At 62.3% G+C, this 15,911-nt stretch carries 14 protein-coding genes; 5 read left to right on the forward strand and 9 right to left on the reverse strand.

Annotation, left to right across the window (positions count from 1 at the left end):
- The first annotated feature begins 6 nt into the window (after positions 1-6).
- On the forward strand, positions 7-495 hold the full coding sequence (gene pgaD, locus DOM27_RS00260) for a poly-beta-1,6-N-acetyl-D-glucosamine biosynthesis protein PgaD (protein WP_110654075.1): 489 nt from the start codon (positions 7-9) through the stop codon (positions 493-495).
- A gap of 217 nt (positions 496-712) precedes the next feature.
- Positions 713-2,863, forward strand: a complete 2,151-nt coding sequence (locus DOM27_RS00265) for an OPT family oligopeptide transporter (RefSeq protein ID WP_110654076.1) — start codon at positions 713-715, stop codon at positions 2,861-2,863.
- An 11-nt stretch (positions 2,864-2,874) separates the two neighbouring features.
- Here the strand turns inward: DOM27_RS00265 and DOM27_RS00270 are convergent, their stop codons facing one another.
- The gene (locus DOM27_RS00270) at positions 2,875-3,756 is read right to left on the reverse strand and encodes an SMP-30/gluconolactonase/LRE family protein (protein ID WP_110654077.1); all 882 of its coding nucleotides are present in this window, start codon (positions 3,754-3,756) and stop codon (positions 2,875-2,877) included.
- Between the two features lie 191 nt (positions 3,757-3,947).
- On the opposite strand from DOM27_RS00270, the gene DOM27_RS00275 reads away from it, so the two are divergent.
- On the forward strand, positions 3,948-4,862 hold the full coding sequence (locus DOM27_RS00275) for a sugar nucleotide-binding protein (RefSeq protein ID WP_110654078.1): 915 nt from the start codon (positions 3,948-3,950) through the stop codon (positions 4,860-4,862).
- Positions 4,859-5,617, forward strand: coding sequence for a lysophospholipid acyltransferase family protein (locus DOM27_RS00280; protein ID WP_110654079.1), 759 nt, complete (start codon positions 4,859-4,861; stop codon positions 5,615-5,617). The genes DOM27_RS00275 and DOM27_RS00280 overlap by 4 nt, the downstream gene beginning before the upstream one ends.
- Before the next feature lie 135 nt (positions 5,618-5,752).
- Here the strand turns inward: DOM27_RS00280 and fabB are convergent, their stop codons facing one another.
- Together fabB and fabA are read right to left on the reverse strand one after the other, a co-directional pair.
- Positions 5,753-6,970, reverse strand: a complete 1,218-nt coding sequence (fabB, locus tag DOM27_RS00285) for a beta-ketoacyl-ACP synthase I (protein ID WP_110654080.1) — start codon at positions 6,968-6,970, stop codon at positions 5,753-5,755.
- Between the two features lie 13 nt (positions 6,971-6,983).
- On the reverse strand, positions 6,984-7,499 hold the full coding sequence (gene fabA / locus DOM27_RS00290) for a 3-hydroxyacyl-[acyl-carrier-protein] dehydratase FabA (protein WP_110654081.1): 516 nt from the start codon (positions 7,497-7,499) through the stop codon (positions 6,984-6,986).
- Between the two features lie 233 nt (positions 7,500-7,732).
- Between fabA and DOM27_RS00295 the strand changes: the two genes are divergently transcribed.
- The gene (locus tag DOM27_RS00295) at positions 7,733-9,568 is read left to right on the forward strand and encodes a putative bifunctional diguanylate cyclase/phosphodiesterase (protein WP_110654082.1); all 1,836 of its coding nucleotides are present in this window, start codon (positions 7,733-7,735) and stop codon (positions 9,566-9,568) included.
- Positions 9,569-9,611: 43 nt separating this feature from the next.
- Here the strand turns inward: DOM27_RS00295 and DOM27_RS00300 are convergent, their stop codons facing one another.
- The 6 genes from DOM27_RS00300 to phrB form a co-directional block, all read right to left on the reverse strand.
- Positions 9,612-10,889 (reverse strand): SAM-dependent methyltransferase, encoded by a 1,278-nt coding sequence (locus tag DOM27_RS00300; RefSeq protein ID WP_110654083.1) that lies wholly within the window; start codon positions 10,887-10,889, stop codon positions 9,612-9,614.
- Complete coding sequence (locus DOM27_RS00305; RefSeq protein WP_110654084.1) at positions 10,886-11,668, reverse strand: DUF1365 domain-containing protein; 783 nt, start codon at positions 11,666-11,668, stop codon at positions 10,886-10,888. The genes DOM27_RS00300 and DOM27_RS00305 overlap by 4 nt, the downstream gene beginning before the upstream one ends.
- On the reverse strand, positions 11,665-12,993 hold the full coding sequence (locus DOM27_RS00310) for an NAD(P)/FAD-dependent oxidoreductase (RefSeq protein WP_425353277.1): 1,329 nt from the start codon (positions 12,991-12,993) through the stop codon (positions 11,665-11,667). The genes DOM27_RS00305 and DOM27_RS00310 overlap by 4 nt, the downstream gene beginning before the upstream one ends.
- Positions 12,990-13,781: an SDR family NAD(P)-dependent oxidoreductase gene (locus DOM27_RS00315; protein ID WP_110654085.1), complete on the reverse strand. Its 792-nt coding sequence runs from the start codon at positions 13,779-13,781 to the stop codon at positions 12,990-12,992. Before DOM27_RS00315 ends, DOM27_RS00310 begins: the two co-directional genes overlap by 4 nt.
- Positions 13,782-13,892: 111 nt before the next feature.
- Positions 13,893-14,333: a nuclear transport factor 2 family protein gene (locus DOM27_RS00320; protein ID WP_110654086.1), complete on the reverse strand. Its 441-nt coding sequence runs from the start codon at positions 14,331-14,333 to the stop codon at positions 13,893-13,895.
- A 99-nt stretch (positions 14,334-14,432) separates the two neighbouring features.
- A complete protein-coding gene (gene phrB, locus DOM27_RS00325) occupies positions 14,433-15,887 on the reverse strand; it encodes a deoxyribodipyrimidine photo-lyase (RefSeq protein ID WP_110654087.1) in 1,455 nt (484 codons plus the stop codon).
- Positions 15,888-15,911 lie beyond the last annotated feature (24 nt).

The raw sequence follows: 15,911 nt of genomic DNA on the forward strand, positions 1-15,911 counted from the left end.
TTTGCCATGCAAGAGCCCCATCACGACCTTCATCGTCAGCGAGGCGCCGTCAGGCTGCCTCGCATCATTCACCGTCCCGATCTGCAGTCGCGGGGACAGCGGAGCGTTCTCGCACTGATAGCGGGCGTCGGCTGGATGCTGTGGCTCTATCTGTTTCTGCCCTTGGCCACGATCGGCAGTTGGATCTTCGGCGTGCATCGGTTCGATGCCTATGTCATCGACAACCATGGCCATAGCTGGGCCTCGCTGACGATCTACGCGATCACCATCGCGCTGGCGGGGATCGCATTGCTGATCTGGGCGTTCTACAACTACCGCCGGTTTCGGCATGCCGATCGTCGACAACCAGCCTCTCCATTGACCTCCGAACGGCTGGCGCTCTCGTTCGGCATGAATTCGACCCAGGTCGCCGAGCTGCAGCGCAGCCGCAGCGTGACGCTCGAGCACGATGCGCAAGGCAACATCGTCGGAACGTCGAGAGGTGAAGTCGTTTGACGCATCAGGGCACGAGGCGCGGCCACCGCGCCGATGGTCTCGACGCGGAAGCCCGCGGATTCTAGAATAACGCTCTCGATAGGCCTCTAATGATTTGCGTGTATTGCCAAATCCGATGCCTCGCGCCTTCTCCCTCCTGGGTGAAGGCGCGCTGTGCTTTCGTCGTGCCCTTACGCCAATCCCTTTATGTCAGCTCCTTTACGTCAAGAGTGTTTCCATGCCGCAACGCATTCCCGATGAAGCTCGCCTGCCCGAGCTGACGCTGCGGGGCGTCATTCTCGGTGCCGTCATCACGCTGTTGTTCACTGCCTCCAACGTCTATCTCGGGCTCAAGGTCGGGTTGACCTTTGCTTCGGCGATCCCTGCCGCCGTCATTTCGATGGCCGTCCTGCGTCGCATGAAGGGAGCCAACAAGCTCGAGAACAACATGGTCCAGACTCAGGCGTCTGCGGCGGGGACGCTCTCGGCGATCATCTTCGTGTTACCGGGGCTGTTGATGATCGGCTACTGGCAGGGTTTCCCGTTCTGGCAGACCACGGCGATCTGTGCCATTGGCGGCATTCTGGGGGTGCTCTATACCATTCCGCTACGCCGGGTGATGGTGGTGCAGAGCGATCTTCCCTATCCGGAAGGAATCGCGGCGGCGGAAATCCTCGAGGTGGGCAGCCGTGATTCACGTGTGTCGGCCGGGCAAGACTCCGCCGGTAGCAAACCGACCGACGGCAGTCCGGTCGATGAAAGCCAGCGCCGGGACAGGGCTGGCGAAGAGCGGGCCAGTGACGATGAAAGCCCGGCGGCAGGGGAGCCTGGTGCCCGAGAGATTCTGCTGGGGGGCGTCGTCGCGGCGGCGTTTTCGATCGCCAGCGGCGGTCTACGCGTGCTGGCGGAAAGTGTCAGCGTGTGGTTCTCGGCCGGGCGTGCGGCCTTTCAGCTTTCCACCGGCTTTTCGTTGGCGCTGGTCGGCGCGGGCTACCTGGTCGGCATCGTCGGCGGCATGGCGATGTTGATCGGCACGCTGATCGCCTGGGGAATCGCCGTGCCGTGGCTGACCAGCATCACGCCATTGGAAGCAGGGCAGTCGCTGGCCGATGCCGGGATGGCGCTATGGTCGGACAAGGTCCGTTTCATCGGTGCCGGCACCATCGGTATTGCCGCGGTATGGACCCTGGCGACGCTGTTCAAGCCGATGCTGATCGGCATTCGCACGTCGCTCGGGGCGATGCGCGGTGATCAAGGTACGTTCCATGAGCAGGCGCGCACCGAGCGTGATCTGCCGGCCGGCATCATTCTGGCCCTGACCGGAGTGCTGCTGGTGCTATTGACCGGTGTGTTCGCGATTTTTCTGCATGAGGCAGCGCCGCAACTGGGCGGCGGCGCATTCTGGGCATTGACGCTGGGCAGCGTGGCGTTCGCCGGCGTGTTCGGTTTTCTGATTGCGGCTGCCTGCGGTTACATGGCCGGACTGGTCGGTTCGTCGAGCAGTCCCATTTCGGGAATCGGCATCGTCGCGGTCATTCTGGTGTCGCTGCTGTTGCTGGGCTTCACCGCCGTCAGCGATGCTTTCGATGCGTTGGATCCGGCGGTCGCACGTATGCTCCCCACGGCGTTGGCGCTGTTCGTGACCTCGGTCATTCTCGCCGTGGCGGCGATTTCCAATGACAATTTGCAGGATCTCAAGACGGGTTATCTGGTCGGCGCCACGCCTTGGCGTCAGCAGGTTGCGTTGATCATCGGCTGTCTGATCGGTGCCATGGTAGTTCCGCCGGTGCTGTCGCTGCTCTACAACGCCTATGGCTTTGTCGGAGCCATGCCGCGCGAGGGAATGGAACCCGGCCAGGCGTTGGCGGCGCCACAGGCGTCACTGATGACGGCCATCGTGCGCGGAGTGTTTTCCCACGATCTCGAATGGACGATGATCGTCATCGGTCTGGCGATCGGTGCCGTTTTGATCGGCGTCGACGAGTGGCTGCGCAAGCGGGGCGGCATTGCGCGTTTGCCGGTGCTGGCCGTGGGCATCGGTATCTATCTCCCGCCGAGCATCAACATGCCGCTGGTGATCGGGGCTGTGCTGGGCTGGCTGATCGACCGCCGACTGCGAGCCCGTGCGCTGGCGCGAGGCGACGATGTCGAGCGTGCCTCGGAGCTACCGCGCCGCCGCGGTGTGCTGCTCGCCTCTGGGCTGATCGTCGGCGAGAGTCTGGTCGGCGTGCTACTTGCCGGCATCATTGGGCTGAGCGGAGCACCAGCACCGCTGGCGCTGGTCGGTGACGACTTCGCCACTATCGCCCAGTGGCTGGGTTTGGCGGTGTTCGTCGCCGTTTGCTTCGGTTTCTACCGGCGCGTGCTGGCGGCGCCGAAGGCCGGCTGATCCGGCCCGCGCTATAGGGTAGAGTCATTAGGCATGACCACCGGCGTGGTGGCCATGCCGCCGATCTCGACGTCGACCTCGAACAGCGCCCCGGCCAGCGGCTCGTCGTCGCAGCCGGTTGCCGCCGAGGTGACGAACAGGCGATCGATTGCCTTGCCGCCGAAAATGCAGGACGTGGGTCGGGAGACGGGTAACTCGACCTCGCGGTCGAGCGAGCCATCGGCGTGATAGCGCGCGATCCGACCGCCATCCCATAGCGCGACCCATAGCCCGCCTTCGCGGTCGCAGGTCATGCCATCCGGATAGCCGGCGCCTGGCGCCAATCGAATGTGCTCGCGTCGATTCGAGAGTTCGCCCTCGGCGTCGAGATCGAAGGCGAACACGATCTGGCGCGCGCTGTCGTTATGATAAAGTGTGCCACCGTCGGGGCTGATGGCGGGGCCGTTGGTGACGTGGTATTCGCTGTCCATCTCGATCAGGCCGCGGCTATCGAGGCGGAACAGATGACCGCGAACCTCGGTCTCGGCGTCGTCCATGGAGCCGAACCATAGCCGACCGTGGGTATCACTTCCGGCGTCGTTGAGGCGATCGCCGGCCGGGAGCCATTCGATCGGCGTCAGGCGTTTACCGACGCGGGGGCCGTCTTCGTCGAATTCGAGCTCGACCACGCCGGAAAGCAGGCCGGCAACGAAGCCGCCGCCCTCACGCGGCAGCAGCCAGCAGCAGGCCTCATCGAGGTCCCAGCTCTGACGTTCGCCGTCGTCGGGATGATAGGCGTGCAGTCTGGCTTGTCGAATGTCGACGAACAGCAGGGCGTGAAGGCTGTCGGACCAGATGGGGCCCTCGCCGAGTTCGGCGCCAATCTTCCAGGCAACGGTGGCGTCCTTGTGCATGATGGCTCTCTCCATGGGCTAGCGAAGTGTCGGTGGTGTCTGCCGGTATCGATCTCTGTCACGATCGAGGCTGTGATGTTCAATGCTTCCGTTGTCACCGCCTTCACTATCATAGTGCGGGTGTCGGCAATGGGAATATCGTTCTCAATGAGTAAGGATTCCAAAGCGATGAGGCGTGTCGAGGTGCCATCGTGAAGTGTCTGGTGTTGCAAGCGGAGCACTGCCTGAATCTGGCGCTGCGCGACACCGCGGCGCAGCGTAGTGATATCGCCTATGTGCCGGCGCCCGAGATAATCGATATCGAGGATCTGGCGGCGATGCCGCCGGATGCGGTGATCGTGCCACCGCTGGCGGACCCTGGTCGCTGCGAGCCGGCGGTAGTGTATCGCCATGCCGATCAGGTCGAAGCGCTGCTCGAAGCGTGCCAAGCGCTACAGATTCCGCTGGTCTGGTGCGTCTCGGACGCGCTATACGAGGATGGCGCGGAAGGCCCGATCGACGAGGATATTCTGCCGCGGCCGCGCGACACGGCAATGCGCCGCCTGGTCGCTGTTGGCGAGCGAGTGCGCCGTCATCCCCTGCATCTGATATTGCGTCTGGGTCCACTGTTTGGCCGCGAAGGCGAAGATGCCTGGTTGAGTGACTTGATGGAGGCGCTGATGCGCGGCGAGTCGGTTCGAGCGCCTCAGGATCTGGTGGTCTGTCCGACCTCGGTCATGGCCGTTGCGCGCGCGCTGACAGGCGTGCTGCTGCAACTCGAGAGTGGCGCGGTTACCTGGGGTACCTATCATCTCTGCGGCACGGAACCGGTCAGCGTATTTACTTTCTGCTCCGTCGTCCGGACTCAGTTGGAAACGCGCCTCGAAGGTGTGGGAGCGTCCATGGAGCTTGGCAAGCTGCAGGCGCTCAATCAGCACCACGATACGCCATTGCGGCGAGTGCTCAATTGTCGGCGACTGCTCGATGTCTTCGGTATTCACCAGAAATCCTGGCGACTGGAGCTTGGCTTGATGCTCGATGCCTGGTGTCAGCAGCACTATCCTGAGCACGATGATTCCGATGATGGCAGTCGAGACAGCAGCAGGGGAGAAACGGTCCGCGCATGAAAGTCCTTCGCAGTGTGATCTTCTACATCGGTTATTTTCTGGCGATTCTGGTTTCCGGCCTATTGATGCTGCCCATTGGCTTCGCCCTGCCGGTACGCGCGCGATTCCAGCTATTCAATTGGCACAATCGGTTTATCGTCGGTTGGCTAGCTCTGACCTGCGGCGTTCGCTATCACGTGCAGGGGCGCGAACGGGTGCCCGAAGGCCCCTGCGTGGTATTGGCCAACCATCAGAGCGAATGGGAGACCGTCTACCTGCAGTTGCTGAAGACACCGATCTGTACCGTGCTCAAGAAGGAGCTGCTCAGCATCCCTCTATTCGGTTGGGGCGTGCGTTTGCTGAAGCCGATTCCTCTGGATCGCTCGAAGCCCTCGGCCGCGATGCGTCAGGTGCTTTCTCACGGCAGGCAGCGTCTGGAGGAGGGGCTGTCGGTTCTGATCTTCCCTGAGGGTACGCGGGTACCGCCGGGACAGCGCCGTCGTTTCAACAAGAGCGGCGCGGTGATCGCTTGTCGTACGGGAGTGCCGGTTCTGCCCGTCGCCCACAATGCTGGCGAGCGCTGGGGGCGCCATTGGGTCAAACAGCCCGGCGTGCTCAATGTGGTCGTGGGTGAGCCGATCGCCACTATCGGCCGCAGGCCGGAAGAGGTGATGGCCGAGATGGAAGCCTGGATCGAGCGCACGCTGGACGAGATATCCGAAGTCCCGCGTCCGCCCTTGCCGGAAAAGGCCGCGCCGGCCGAGCTGCCTTCCTGAGACGATAGGACGCGAGGTGTGCATGACGTGGTGTGCATGATGAGGTGCGCATGAGAGAGTCACGAAAAAGGCGCCCCGCGGGGCGCCTTTTTTATTGGCAACGACAGTCCTATCGATAACGACAGTGCCTCGCCCTCAGTCCTCGAAGCGATCCAGCACCAGACAGGCATTGGTGCCACCGAAGCCGAAGCTGTTGGAAAGCACCCGTCTGATGTCGACATCGTCGCGCCGCTGGCGGACGATATCGAAGCCGTTGGCCTGCTCGTCGAGCGTATCGATATTGGCCGACGCGCAGACGAACCGGTTCTGCATCATCAACAATGAGTAGACCGCTTCCTGCACGCCGGTGGCGCCCAGCGAATGTCCGGTCAGCGACTTGGTCGAACTCATTGCCGGCGTGCTGTTGCCGAACACTTCGCGAATGGCCTTGAGCTCGGCCACGTCGCCCACCGGCGTCGAGGTGCCGTGGGTGTTGACGTAGTCGACCTTGCCTTCCAATCCGGCGAGCGCCTGACGCATGCAGCGCGCCGCGCCTTCGCCGGAAGGAGCAACCATGTCGTGGCCGTCGGACGTGGCACCATAGCCGGTGATCTCGGCATAGATCTTGGCACCGCGAGCCTTGGCATGTTCGAGCTCTTCGACCACCAGCATGCCGCCACCGCCGGCGATGATGAAGCCGTCACGATCCACGTCGTAAGGACGCGAGGCCTTTTCCGGGGTGTCGTTGTAGTGGGTGGTCAGCGCCCCCATCGCGTCGAACAGGCACGACAGCGTCCAGTGCTCTTCCTCGCCGCCGCCGGCGAAAACCACATCCTGCTTGCCGAGCTGGATCTGTTCGACGGCACTACCGATGCAGTGGGCCGACGTAGCGCAGGCGGATGAGATGGAGTAGTTGATGCCCTTGATCTTGAACGGCGTCGCCAGGCAGGCCGATACCGTGCTGCCCATGGTTCGGGTCACCCGGTAAGGGCCGACGCGACGCAGGCCTTTCTCGCGCATGACATCGGCCGCTTCGACCTGGTTGGCGCTGGACGCACCGCCGGAGCCCGCAATCAGGCCGGTCCGCGGATTGGAGACGTCGCTGGCTTCGAGGCCGGCATCATCGATCGCCTGCTGCATGGCGATATAGGCGTAGGCCGCCGCATCGCCCATGAAGCGCAGCTGCTTGCGGTCGACCAGGGCCTCGATATCGATATCGACCACACCGGCGACCTGACTACGAAAACCGAGTTCGGCATATTCCGGTTTGAAGCGAATACCGGAGCGCCCCTGGCGCAGAGAATCGAGCACCTGTTGGGCGTCGTTGCCCAGGCAGGAAACGATTCCCAGGCCGGTGACTACCACTCGTTTCATGGAAGCCTCCCGCTCAGAATTTCTCAGTATTGGTGAACAGGCCAACACGCAGATCATTGGCCTGATAGATGTCCTGGCCGTCGACCGACAGCGTACCGTCGGCGATGCCCAGCACGAGACTTCGAGTGATCACGCGCTTGATCTGGATATGGTACGAAACCTGACCGGCGGTTGGCAGGATCTGCCCGGAAAACTTGACCTCGCCGCAGCCCAGCGCGCGTCCGCGGCCAGGATTGCCCAGCCAGCCCAGATGAAAGCCGACCAACTGCCACATGGCATCCAGTCCGAGGCAGCCGGGCATGACCGGATCGCCGGGGAAATGGCACTGGAAGAACCACAGGTCAGGGTGGATATCCAGTTCGGCGATAATTTCGCCCTTGTGGTGTTTGCCGCCATCCTCATTGATCCGCGTGATGCGATCGAGCATCAGCATGTTGGGAGCGGGCAACTGAGCGTTACCGGGGCCGAACAGTTCCCCCCGGCTGCATTTCAGCAGATCGTCTTGGCTGAAAGAGTGCTGTCTGGTCACTGGCGCATTCCGAGAATCGAAAAAGAGTTTACCTCGTGGCTTCCGAGGCGCGGCCAGTCTAATGGCTGCGGGCATTGATTGCACGTCGGCTGCAGCCTAGTCGTGTGCGACCTACGGCGCAATGATCCGTGTCACGCTTGCTCTAGCGAATGTCTCCGGGGCATGATGCCAAACGGGACAGGGATCTCCGCAACAGCCGCCAGGCAAACGATAACGACGATAAACGACGAGCTATGTGGCCTTACTTTACGCTGAATCGACCGCTGATCTGGTTGGCAGTAGCGGCGCTGGCTGCCGCTAGTGTATTGCCACTGCTCACCCTCCGGCTGGCTGCAGTGGCGGTCGTGGCCGTTGGCGTGGCCGATGGCTGGCGCCAGATCCGACGCGAACATCAGCTGAGGCGCTTGAGCGAGCAGGCCCTCGAGCTCTCCCAGGAGGGAGTGATGATCACCAATGCGGCTAATCGTATCGTGACCATCAACCCCGCCTTCACTCAGATCACCGGCTATACCCTCGACGAAATTCGGGGACTCGATCCGTCCGCGCTCTCTGCGGGCCGCCATGACAAGGCGTTCTACGATCGCTACTGGCAGACGCTGAAAACCACTGGCCACTGGGAAGGCGAAATCTGGAACCAGCGCAAGCACGGCGACCAGTACCCCGAGTGGGTGCGGATCCAGGCCTGTCGCGATGGAAAGGGGAAGATTTCCCATTATGTGGGGATATTCACCGACATCAGCCGACACAAGGCTCGGGAGCAGGATCTACGCCGCATCGGTTTCGAGGATCCGTTGACTGGCCTGCCCAACCGGCGGCGTCTGCATGATCTGCTGGCCTCACGGCTTCGCCATCTGCGTGCAGGAGAAGGGCTGGACCTGGCACTGATCGACATCGACGCCTTCAAGGCGATCAACGATAATCTGGGCTTCGATAGCGGGGATCGCCTGCTGTCTCGCTTCGGTCAGCGCCTGGCAGCTCAGGTGGCCGGTGGCATCGTCGGGCGTCTGGGCGGCGACGAATTCATGGTCATTCGTACCACGACCTACGACGATCACGAAAAGTGGGTGGCCAGCCTGCGCGACCACTTGAGCGAACCCTTCGAAATCGACGAGAGCTCGTTACACCTGGGCTTGACCATCGGCAGTTGTCGGGCACCCGAAGATGGTAACGACCCCAACGTGCTGTTTCAGAGGCTCGAATCCGCGCTTTATAGTGCCAAGCGCCACGGTCGGAATCATGATCGACGCTTTCGCCCTTCGCTGGAAATCGAAGCCGACCGCCAACTGACCATCCTCAACGAACTACGCCAGGCCCTGGCCCAGGGCTCCCAGCTGGAGGTCTATTATCAGACCCAGCATCGTCTCGACGATGGCGGAATGGTGGGTATGGAAGCACTGCTGCGTTGGCATCACCCCGAACACGGGCTGATTCTGCCCAGCGAGTTCATTCCGCTGGCGGAACGCCATGGGTTGATGCCAGCGTTGGGAAGCTGGGTCATCGACCAGGCCGTGGCACAGCTAGCGACCTGGCGAGGTCAGGGGCTCGAAGTGGTCCCCATCTGGGTCAATCTATCGGCACTACAGTTGATTCAAGGCGACCTGGAATCCCACCTGATCTCGACATTGAATCAGTATCGAGTGCCGGCGCGGCTGCTGGGCCTGGAGCTGACCGAATCGGTACTACTCGACGAGCGCGCCGGCGATATCTCGTTGCGCCTCGAAGCGCTACGGCGGCAGGGATTGCAAATCGCGATCGACGATTTCGGTACCGGTTACTCGTCGATGGCTTATCTCAAGCGCCTGCCGATCGACAAGCTGAAGCTCGACCGGGAATTCATTCGCGCGCTGCCGCACGACCATGCCGATGCCGCGATCACCTCGGCGGTGTTGGCGATGGCCCAGGGTCTGCATCTCGATGTGATCGCCGAAGGCGTAGAAACCATCGAACAACGGGACTTTCTGCTGGCAAGAGGGTGCCGCCACGTACAGGGCTACCTCTACGCGCGACCGCAACCGGCTGGCGAGGTGGAGAACCGGCTTCGACAGGCAGTGGAAAGCGTCTACTCCTGACCGGGTAATCGGCAGTAAGCGGATCCCAGCCCATCAGTCGCGGTCACACGCCACCGGTCAAGGGGGCACGGCGGGCGCCGGGTTTGGCCAGCAACAGGTGGCAGGTACCGATCGCGCGCTCCAGAAAGCCGCCCTCGCAGTAGCAGAGATAGTAACGCCACATGCGAATGAAACGCTCGTCATAGCCCAGCTTCCGGACCTGCTCGAGACTGGACTCGAAACGCAGGCGCCATTCGCGCAACGTGCGCGCATAGTGCAGACCGATCTCGTCGAGATCGAGCAGATTGAGTTGGGTATTTCGACTCAAGCCATTGAGCAGGGCGGTGTGGGAAGGCAGAAAGCCGCCGGGGAAGATATGGCGTTTGATGAAATCCATCTCGCGCTTGGCTGCCTCAAAGCGTTGGTCGCGAATGGTGATGCACTGGAGTAGCGCCAGGCCGTCCGGCGTCAGCAACCGGTCGACGCAGCTCAGATAGGTGCCCAGGTACTGATGGCCCACGGCCTCGACCATTTCGACCGAGACCAGCCGATCGAAGCGTCCTTCGAGATTTCGGTAATCGTCCTTGAGCAGCGTGATCCGGTCTTCGAGCCCGGCCTCGCGCACGCGGGCCGCGGTATAGGCATACTGCTCTTCGGAGATGGTCGTGGTGGTGACGCGACAGCCTCGGGTCCTCGCAGCATGAATCGCCAATCCTCCCCAGCCGGTGCCGATCTCCAATAGGTGGTGATGAGGCTCGAGTGCGAGTTTGTCGAGAATGACGTCGAGCTTGTGCGTCGACGCCTCCTCCAGCGAGGCCTGCGGATGGGGAAACAGGGCGCTCGAATACATCCAGTGTTCGCGATCCAGGAACGTGGCGAATAGCGCGTTTCCCAGGTCGTAGTGCGCTGCGATGTGGCGTTTCGAGCGTCGGGTGGTGTTGCGCTGCAGCGTGTAGAGAGCGGCCAGTGCCCAACGGCTGAGCCGGGCGGTGCCGTTCTCCATGCGGTCATTGACCCGTTCGACATTGCGTGCGAACAGCCGAATCAGTCCGACCAGATCATCGACTTCCCAAGCGCCGTCCATGTAGGCCTCGGCAACGCCCACTGTGCCGCCGAAGGCGAAGCGGCGCCAGACGTCGGCATCGTGAATGATGATCTCGGCCTGGATCGCAGGAGTATCGGGTGTCGGCTGGCCCAGCTCGAGGATCTCGTTGCCCTCACGCAATGTGAGCCGGCCACCTTCGAGCGCATCGAGCGCCTTGATCAGACGGGGACGAAGCCAGCGCGACAGGCGTGGCGCTTCCGGATTACGTTGAGCGGCCGAAGAGCGGGCGGTCGTCATGACGAAGGTGTCTCCCGTCCGGGATGGTCGTGAATCGGCGTGCGCTTCAGCCAGAGCCTGAGCGCTTGCCAGTGAATGGTGACGATGGTCTTGAGCGTCATGCCGGGATGCTTGATCAGCTCTGTCACCAGCGCACGGCGTGTCGCCGGCTTGAGTGTCAGGGTCAGGGTGGCGTCGAAGTGGCGCGCCTCTGCGTGCCACGTTTCCATGTGCATCATCAGCCGACTATTCGGCGTGTGGGAGCGCGGCGTGTTGAAACGCCAGTAATAGCGCATCTCCATCGGATTGAACGGCGAGACATGCAGACGCTTGTCGAAAGTGGCCTGCTGCGAATGTCGATCGGGATCGACCCAGCAGGCGTAGACCTGGCGTTCGCGCCAGGGCGTGTTGGTGACTTCGCCTAGAATGGCCTGCAGTCTGTCTTGCCGATCGTAGGCGTAATACAGCGTCAACGGGTTGAACAGCATGCCGAACAGGCGGATCTGGCTCAGCATGCGAATCGGTCCGTCCGGTGCGCTGCCCAGCTCGGCGCTCAGGCGGGCGCGTACGGCGTCGGCCAACGGCAGCTCATGGGGCGCCAGATAATCCTCGCGCCGGAAGCGGGCCGGTGCGCTGCGCCGGGTGCCGAATCCTGGGGTGCGAGTCAGCAGCGCCGGCAATTCATCGAGATCCAGCCACAGCATCCACACGCGGTAATCAAAGGCGTGCCAACGAGGCAGGAACCGCCGATGCCGCAGATGTCCTACCGCGAGCCGGCTATGGAAACAGGGGTTGCTCATGCGGTTTCACCTTGGCGCTCGGCCGTTGCAGCCGAGGTGGCCGACGCCGCCTGTGGCGTGTTGCCGTCGATGGATTCGACCACGCGCAGGGCGCTCCAGACGCCGTCTTCATGAAAACCGTTGCGCCAGTAAGCGCCGCAGAAGTGGGTGCGCCGGGCGCTTCGGGATATCTCGTCGTGGCGAGCCTGCGCCTGCTGCGCAGCAAAGGTGAACTGGGGGTGTGCATATTCGAATCGACCTAGCACATGAGCGGGATCGATGCTGTCGTCATCGTTGAGCGTCACGCAGAAGGTGGTGTCGCTGTTCAGCTGTTGGAGGATGTTCATGTTGTAGGTGACTGGCACGCAGGCATCGGCATTGCGGCCATCGAGACGATAGTTCCAGCTGGCCCAGGCTCTCCGCCGTCGCGGGAGCATGGCGATATCGGTGTGCAGCACGACACTGTTCCGGCGATAACCGATCGCACTCAAGATTTCTCGCTCGGTATCGCTGGCCTGCGCATCGAGAATGCGCAGAGCCTGATCGCTGTGGCAGGCGAACACGACCTGATCGAAGCGCCGTTCGCCGGCAGCGGTCGCGAGCGTCACGCCCTCGGCGTCGCGGTGAAGACCCGTGACGGGCGTTTCGAGATGAACCCGCTCACGATAGGGCGCGACTAGCGGATCAATATAGGTCCGGGAGCCGCCCGCGATCGTGCGCCACTGCGGGCGATCGGTCAGTGATAGCAAGCCATGATGATGAAAGAAGCGCACAAAAAACCGCGCCGGAAAATCGCGCATGCTGGCTTCGCTGGCGGACCAGATCGCGCCGCCCATGGGAAGCAGATAGCGGCGGTGAAAATCCTCGCCGTAACCGCCACTGGCCAGATAGTCACCCAGCGTGAGTGTTTCCGGCAGGCGCTCGGATTGGAAATCATGGCTGGCGCGGCGGTTGAAACGAACGATGTCCTTCAGCAGCCGGTAGAAGCGGGGGCTCAGCAGATTACGGCGCTGGGCGAACAGGCTGGCGAGCGTATGGCCGTTGTATTCGAAGTCGCGGCCGGTCTCGTGGACCGAAAAGCTCATCTCGGTCGCCTGCCCCGACACCCCCAGCGACGCCATCAACGCCTCGAAATGGGGATAGGTCCGATCGTTGTAGACGATGAAACCGGTATCGATTGCGTGTTGTTCGGCCCCGGTGTCGACATCGATGGTCGCGGTGTGGCCGCCGAGACGTGAGTCAGCCTCGAACAGCGAGACCTGATGCCGGCGAGCGAGATAATGCGCTGCGGTCATCCCGGCGATCCCGCCGCCGATCACTACGATCTGCTGGGCCGGCGGCATCATGACGAGGCTCCGGCGCGCTCGCGATTGGCGATACGCAAGCCGAACCGCCGGCGTAGCGCTGGTGGCAGAATGCCGAGCGCCTTGACCATGAAGGTGAAGCGCTTGGGGAAATGGATGTCGAGTCGGCGATGCTCGAGACCGTCGATGATGTAGTCGGCGGCCTGGCCGGCGTCGATCTGCATCGGCATCGAGAAATCGTTGCGCTCGGTCAGCGGCGTCTCGACGAAACCCGGATGAATGACGCTGACGTCGATCGACTCGGCGGCGAGGTCGAGACGCAGGGATTCCAGGAAATGCGAGATCGCGGCCTTGGATGCACCGTAGGCTTCTGCCCGAGGTAGCGGCAGGTAAGCGGCCGCGCTGGAAACGCCCGCTAACAGTGGGGGGCGGTCACCACCTCTGGCCTGGCGCAGTAGTGGCAGGGCAGCTTCGATGGCGTAAAGCGTGCCATGAAAATTGGTCGAGAACACCCGCTCGACCAGATCGACGTCGAATTGGCTCACGTCCAGATATTCGCAGGTACCGGCGTTGAGCAAGGCAATATCGAGGCAGCCAAAGGCGTTGTCGATGGCGTTGCCGGCGCGTCGCGTCGCGTCGCGATCGGTGAGATCGGCGGGCACCACCAATGCGTTATCATGGGTGGCCGCCAGTGCCTGGAGCGACTCTTCTCGACGCGCGGTTAACGCCACGCGGTGGCCATCGGCCAGCAGGCGCTTGGCCAGCGCTTCACCGATGCCCGATGTCGCCCCCGTCAGCCAGATGCGTCGGGACCCCGATAGACTCGCCATGACTCTTCCCCTTCCCTTGGAAAACGCGCCTCCGCTGTCGACGGCTGATAACGATAGCCGGTGTCAGTGGACGGATTTCAGTAGACGATGTCGGTATCCGTAAAACGACGACTACAGGCGTTTCTTGACGCCTCGAATCATCCAGCCCAGCAGCGGCAGCCGTTCATACAGCATGGCGCCGACATCGAAGTAGTCGCGGTGGAGGCAGACACGCTGACCTTGCCATTGCAGCCGCGAACAGCCGGCCACGTTGACGGTACGGCCGCCGTTCAATCTTGGATGCGTCAGCTGCATGGTCCAGGTCAAAAAGCTCGTGTCGCCGACTGTCTGACGATCATGAAAATCGAAGTGGCAGTGCTGTACGCCATGAAGCAGTTCGGCGTAATAAGCCATGACGCGCTCACGACCGACGTGATGATGAAGCGGGTCGGTAAAATCCACATCGTGGCTGTAGCACTCGGCCAGCGCCGGCAGTTCGCTCGTCGTCAGTGGCTGAAACCGAGCACAGAAATGAGTCACCGAATCGGTGCTGGGCATCTCGGGTGTCGTCACAATGGCCTCCTGGATCGCAGGCAATAGAAGAGGGCAAGGGCCCCAGCAAAATCATGGGCGAGCGTTATAGGCGGCGCTGCCAGCAGTCGTGGCGACAGGTCAGCCCAAGTTCTTGAAGGCCTCGAGAGCCCGCTCTCGAGCCCGCCGGTGGTCGACGATCGCTTGTGGGTAGCCCGTCTGCTGGCGCTGATCCGCGCTGGGTAGGTGGCGCGACTTGACCGGTAGCGCGGCCAGCTCCGGTAGCCAATGGGTGATGAATTCGGCGTCCGGATCGAAGCGCCGGGACTGGGTGGTCGGGTTGAATATCCGAAAATAGGGTGCGGCGTCGGTGCCGGTCGATGCGGCCCACTGCCATCCGCCGTTGTTCGAGGCAAAGTCGCCGTCGACCAGATGCTGCATGAAAAAAGCCTCGCCGCGGCGCCAGTCGAGCAGCAGGTGCTTGCTTAGGAACATGGCGGTAACCATACGCAGCCGATTGTGCATCCAGCCGGTAGCGACCAGTTGCCGCATGGCGGCATCGACCAGTGGAAAGCCGGTGCGGCCCTCGCACCAGGCCTCGAAATCCTTGTCGCTGTAACGCCAGCTCAGTTTGTCGGTATCGGATTTGAACGGCCGATAACGACAGACACGGGGAAAACCCACGGCGATGTGTTGATAGAACTCACGCCAGACCAGTTCGTTGGTCCAGCTTGTCAGTCCGGCATCGCCGTCGCCGAGATGGCCGCCGTTGTTCGCCATGACCGCTTGAAGGCATTGTCGGTAGGAGATCATGCCGGCCGAAAGATAGGCCGAGAGCTCGCTGGTACCGGCCAGAGCGGGAAAGTCGCGATCATTATCGTAGCGGCGCGAACGCTGCTGCAGGAATCGCGACAGCCGATCGGCGGCGGCTTCCTGCCCCGCTGGCCAAGGTTCATCCTCTACCTTGGGCGATGCGGCAAGGACAATCGCAGAGCGGTCCTGCTGAGGAAGTTCGGGAATGTCGTCGCCTGAGACACTCGGTTTGGCCTGACGGGAAGGCGTATCACGAAGCGCCAGCTGCTCGCCGCTGATGCGTTGATGCCAGGCTTTGGAAAAGGGTGTGAAAACCTTGTAATACTCGTTCTGGCCGGTGAGCAGGTCGCCAGGCTCGAACGCGATATGGTCGGTGTAGTCGAACACTCCCAGCCCCGCCTGAATAAGCTCAGCCGCGACTTTTTCGTCACGCGAGCGCTCGTCCAGAGGGTATTCGCGATTGAAGTGCAGCGTCTGCGCGCCAACGTCTCGGGCAGCTTTCAGCAGCGACCCCGGTGCGGCGTCGAAGTCGCCGATGTCACGATAGAGCAGCGGGATGTCGAGCGCAGATAATTCGCTCTGCAGCGCCACAACGCCGCGATGCAGAAACGAGATCTTGTTGGCTCCATGGCCTTGGCGACGCCACTGGTTCCGACAAGCCAGAAAGATGCCGATCACCGGCCCTTTCTCGGTAGCCGCGCTCAATGCGGTGTGATCGAGTGTCCTGAGATCGTTGCGAAACCATACGAGCTGAGTGGATGACGCCGGTGTCGTGACTGCCATGGATACGTCCCTGTTGCCAATGAG

It is taken from the genome of Salinicola halimionae (genome assembly GCF_003206065.1).
GTDB lineage: Bacteria > Pseudomonadota > Gammaproteobacteria > Pseudomonadales > Halomonadaceae > Salinicola > Salinicola halimionae.

What these genes read in the sequence shown, in the direction of transcription:
- DOM27_RS00310 (WP_425353277.1), bottom strand. Translation starts at nt 12,993, where the DNA reads ATGATGCCGCCGGCCCAGCAGATCGTAGTGATCGGCGGCGGGATCGCC.
- DOM27_RS00265 (WP_110654076.1), top strand. Translation starts at nt 713, where the DNA reads ATGCCGCAACGCATTCCCGATGAAGCTCGCCTGCCCGAGCTGACGCTG.
- phrB (WP_110654087.1), bottom strand. Translation starts at nt 15,887, where the DNA reads ATGGCAGTCACGACACCGGCGTCATCCACTCAGCTCGTATGGTTTCGC.
- pgaD (WP_110654075.1), top strand. Translation starts at nt 7, where the DNA reads ATGCAAGAGCCCCATCACGACCTTCATCGTCAGCGAGGCGCCGTCAGG.
- DOM27_RS00280 (WP_110654079.1), top strand. Translation starts at nt 4,859, where the DNA reads ATGAAAGTCCTTCGCAGTGTGATCTTCTACATCGGTTATTTTCTGGCG.
- DOM27_RS00270 (WP_110654077.1), bottom strand. Translation starts at nt 3,756, where the DNA reads ATGCACAAGGACGCCACCGTTGCCTGGAAGATTGGCGCCGAACTCGGC.
- DOM27_RS00305 (WP_110654084.1), bottom strand. Translation starts at nt 11,668, where the DNA reads ATGAGCAACCCCTGTTTCCATAGCCGGCTCGCGGTAGGACATCTGCGG.
- DOM27_RS00295 (WP_110654082.1), top strand. Translation starts at nt 7,733, where the DNA reads ATGTGGCCTTACTTTACGCTGAATCGACCGCTGATCTGGTTGGCAGTA.
- fabB (WP_110654080.1), bottom strand. Translation starts at nt 6,970, where the DNA reads ATGAAACGAGTGGTAGTCACCGGCCTGGGAATCGTTTCCTGCCTGGGC.
- DOM27_RS00315 (WP_110654085.1), bottom strand. Translation starts at nt 13,781, where the DNA reads ATGGCGAGTCTATCGGGGTCCCGACGCATCTGGCTGACGGGGGCGACA.
- DOM27_RS00300 (WP_110654083.1), bottom strand. Translation starts at nt 10,889, where the DNA reads ATGACGACCGCCCGCTCTTCGGCCGCTCAACGTAATCCGGAAGCGCCA.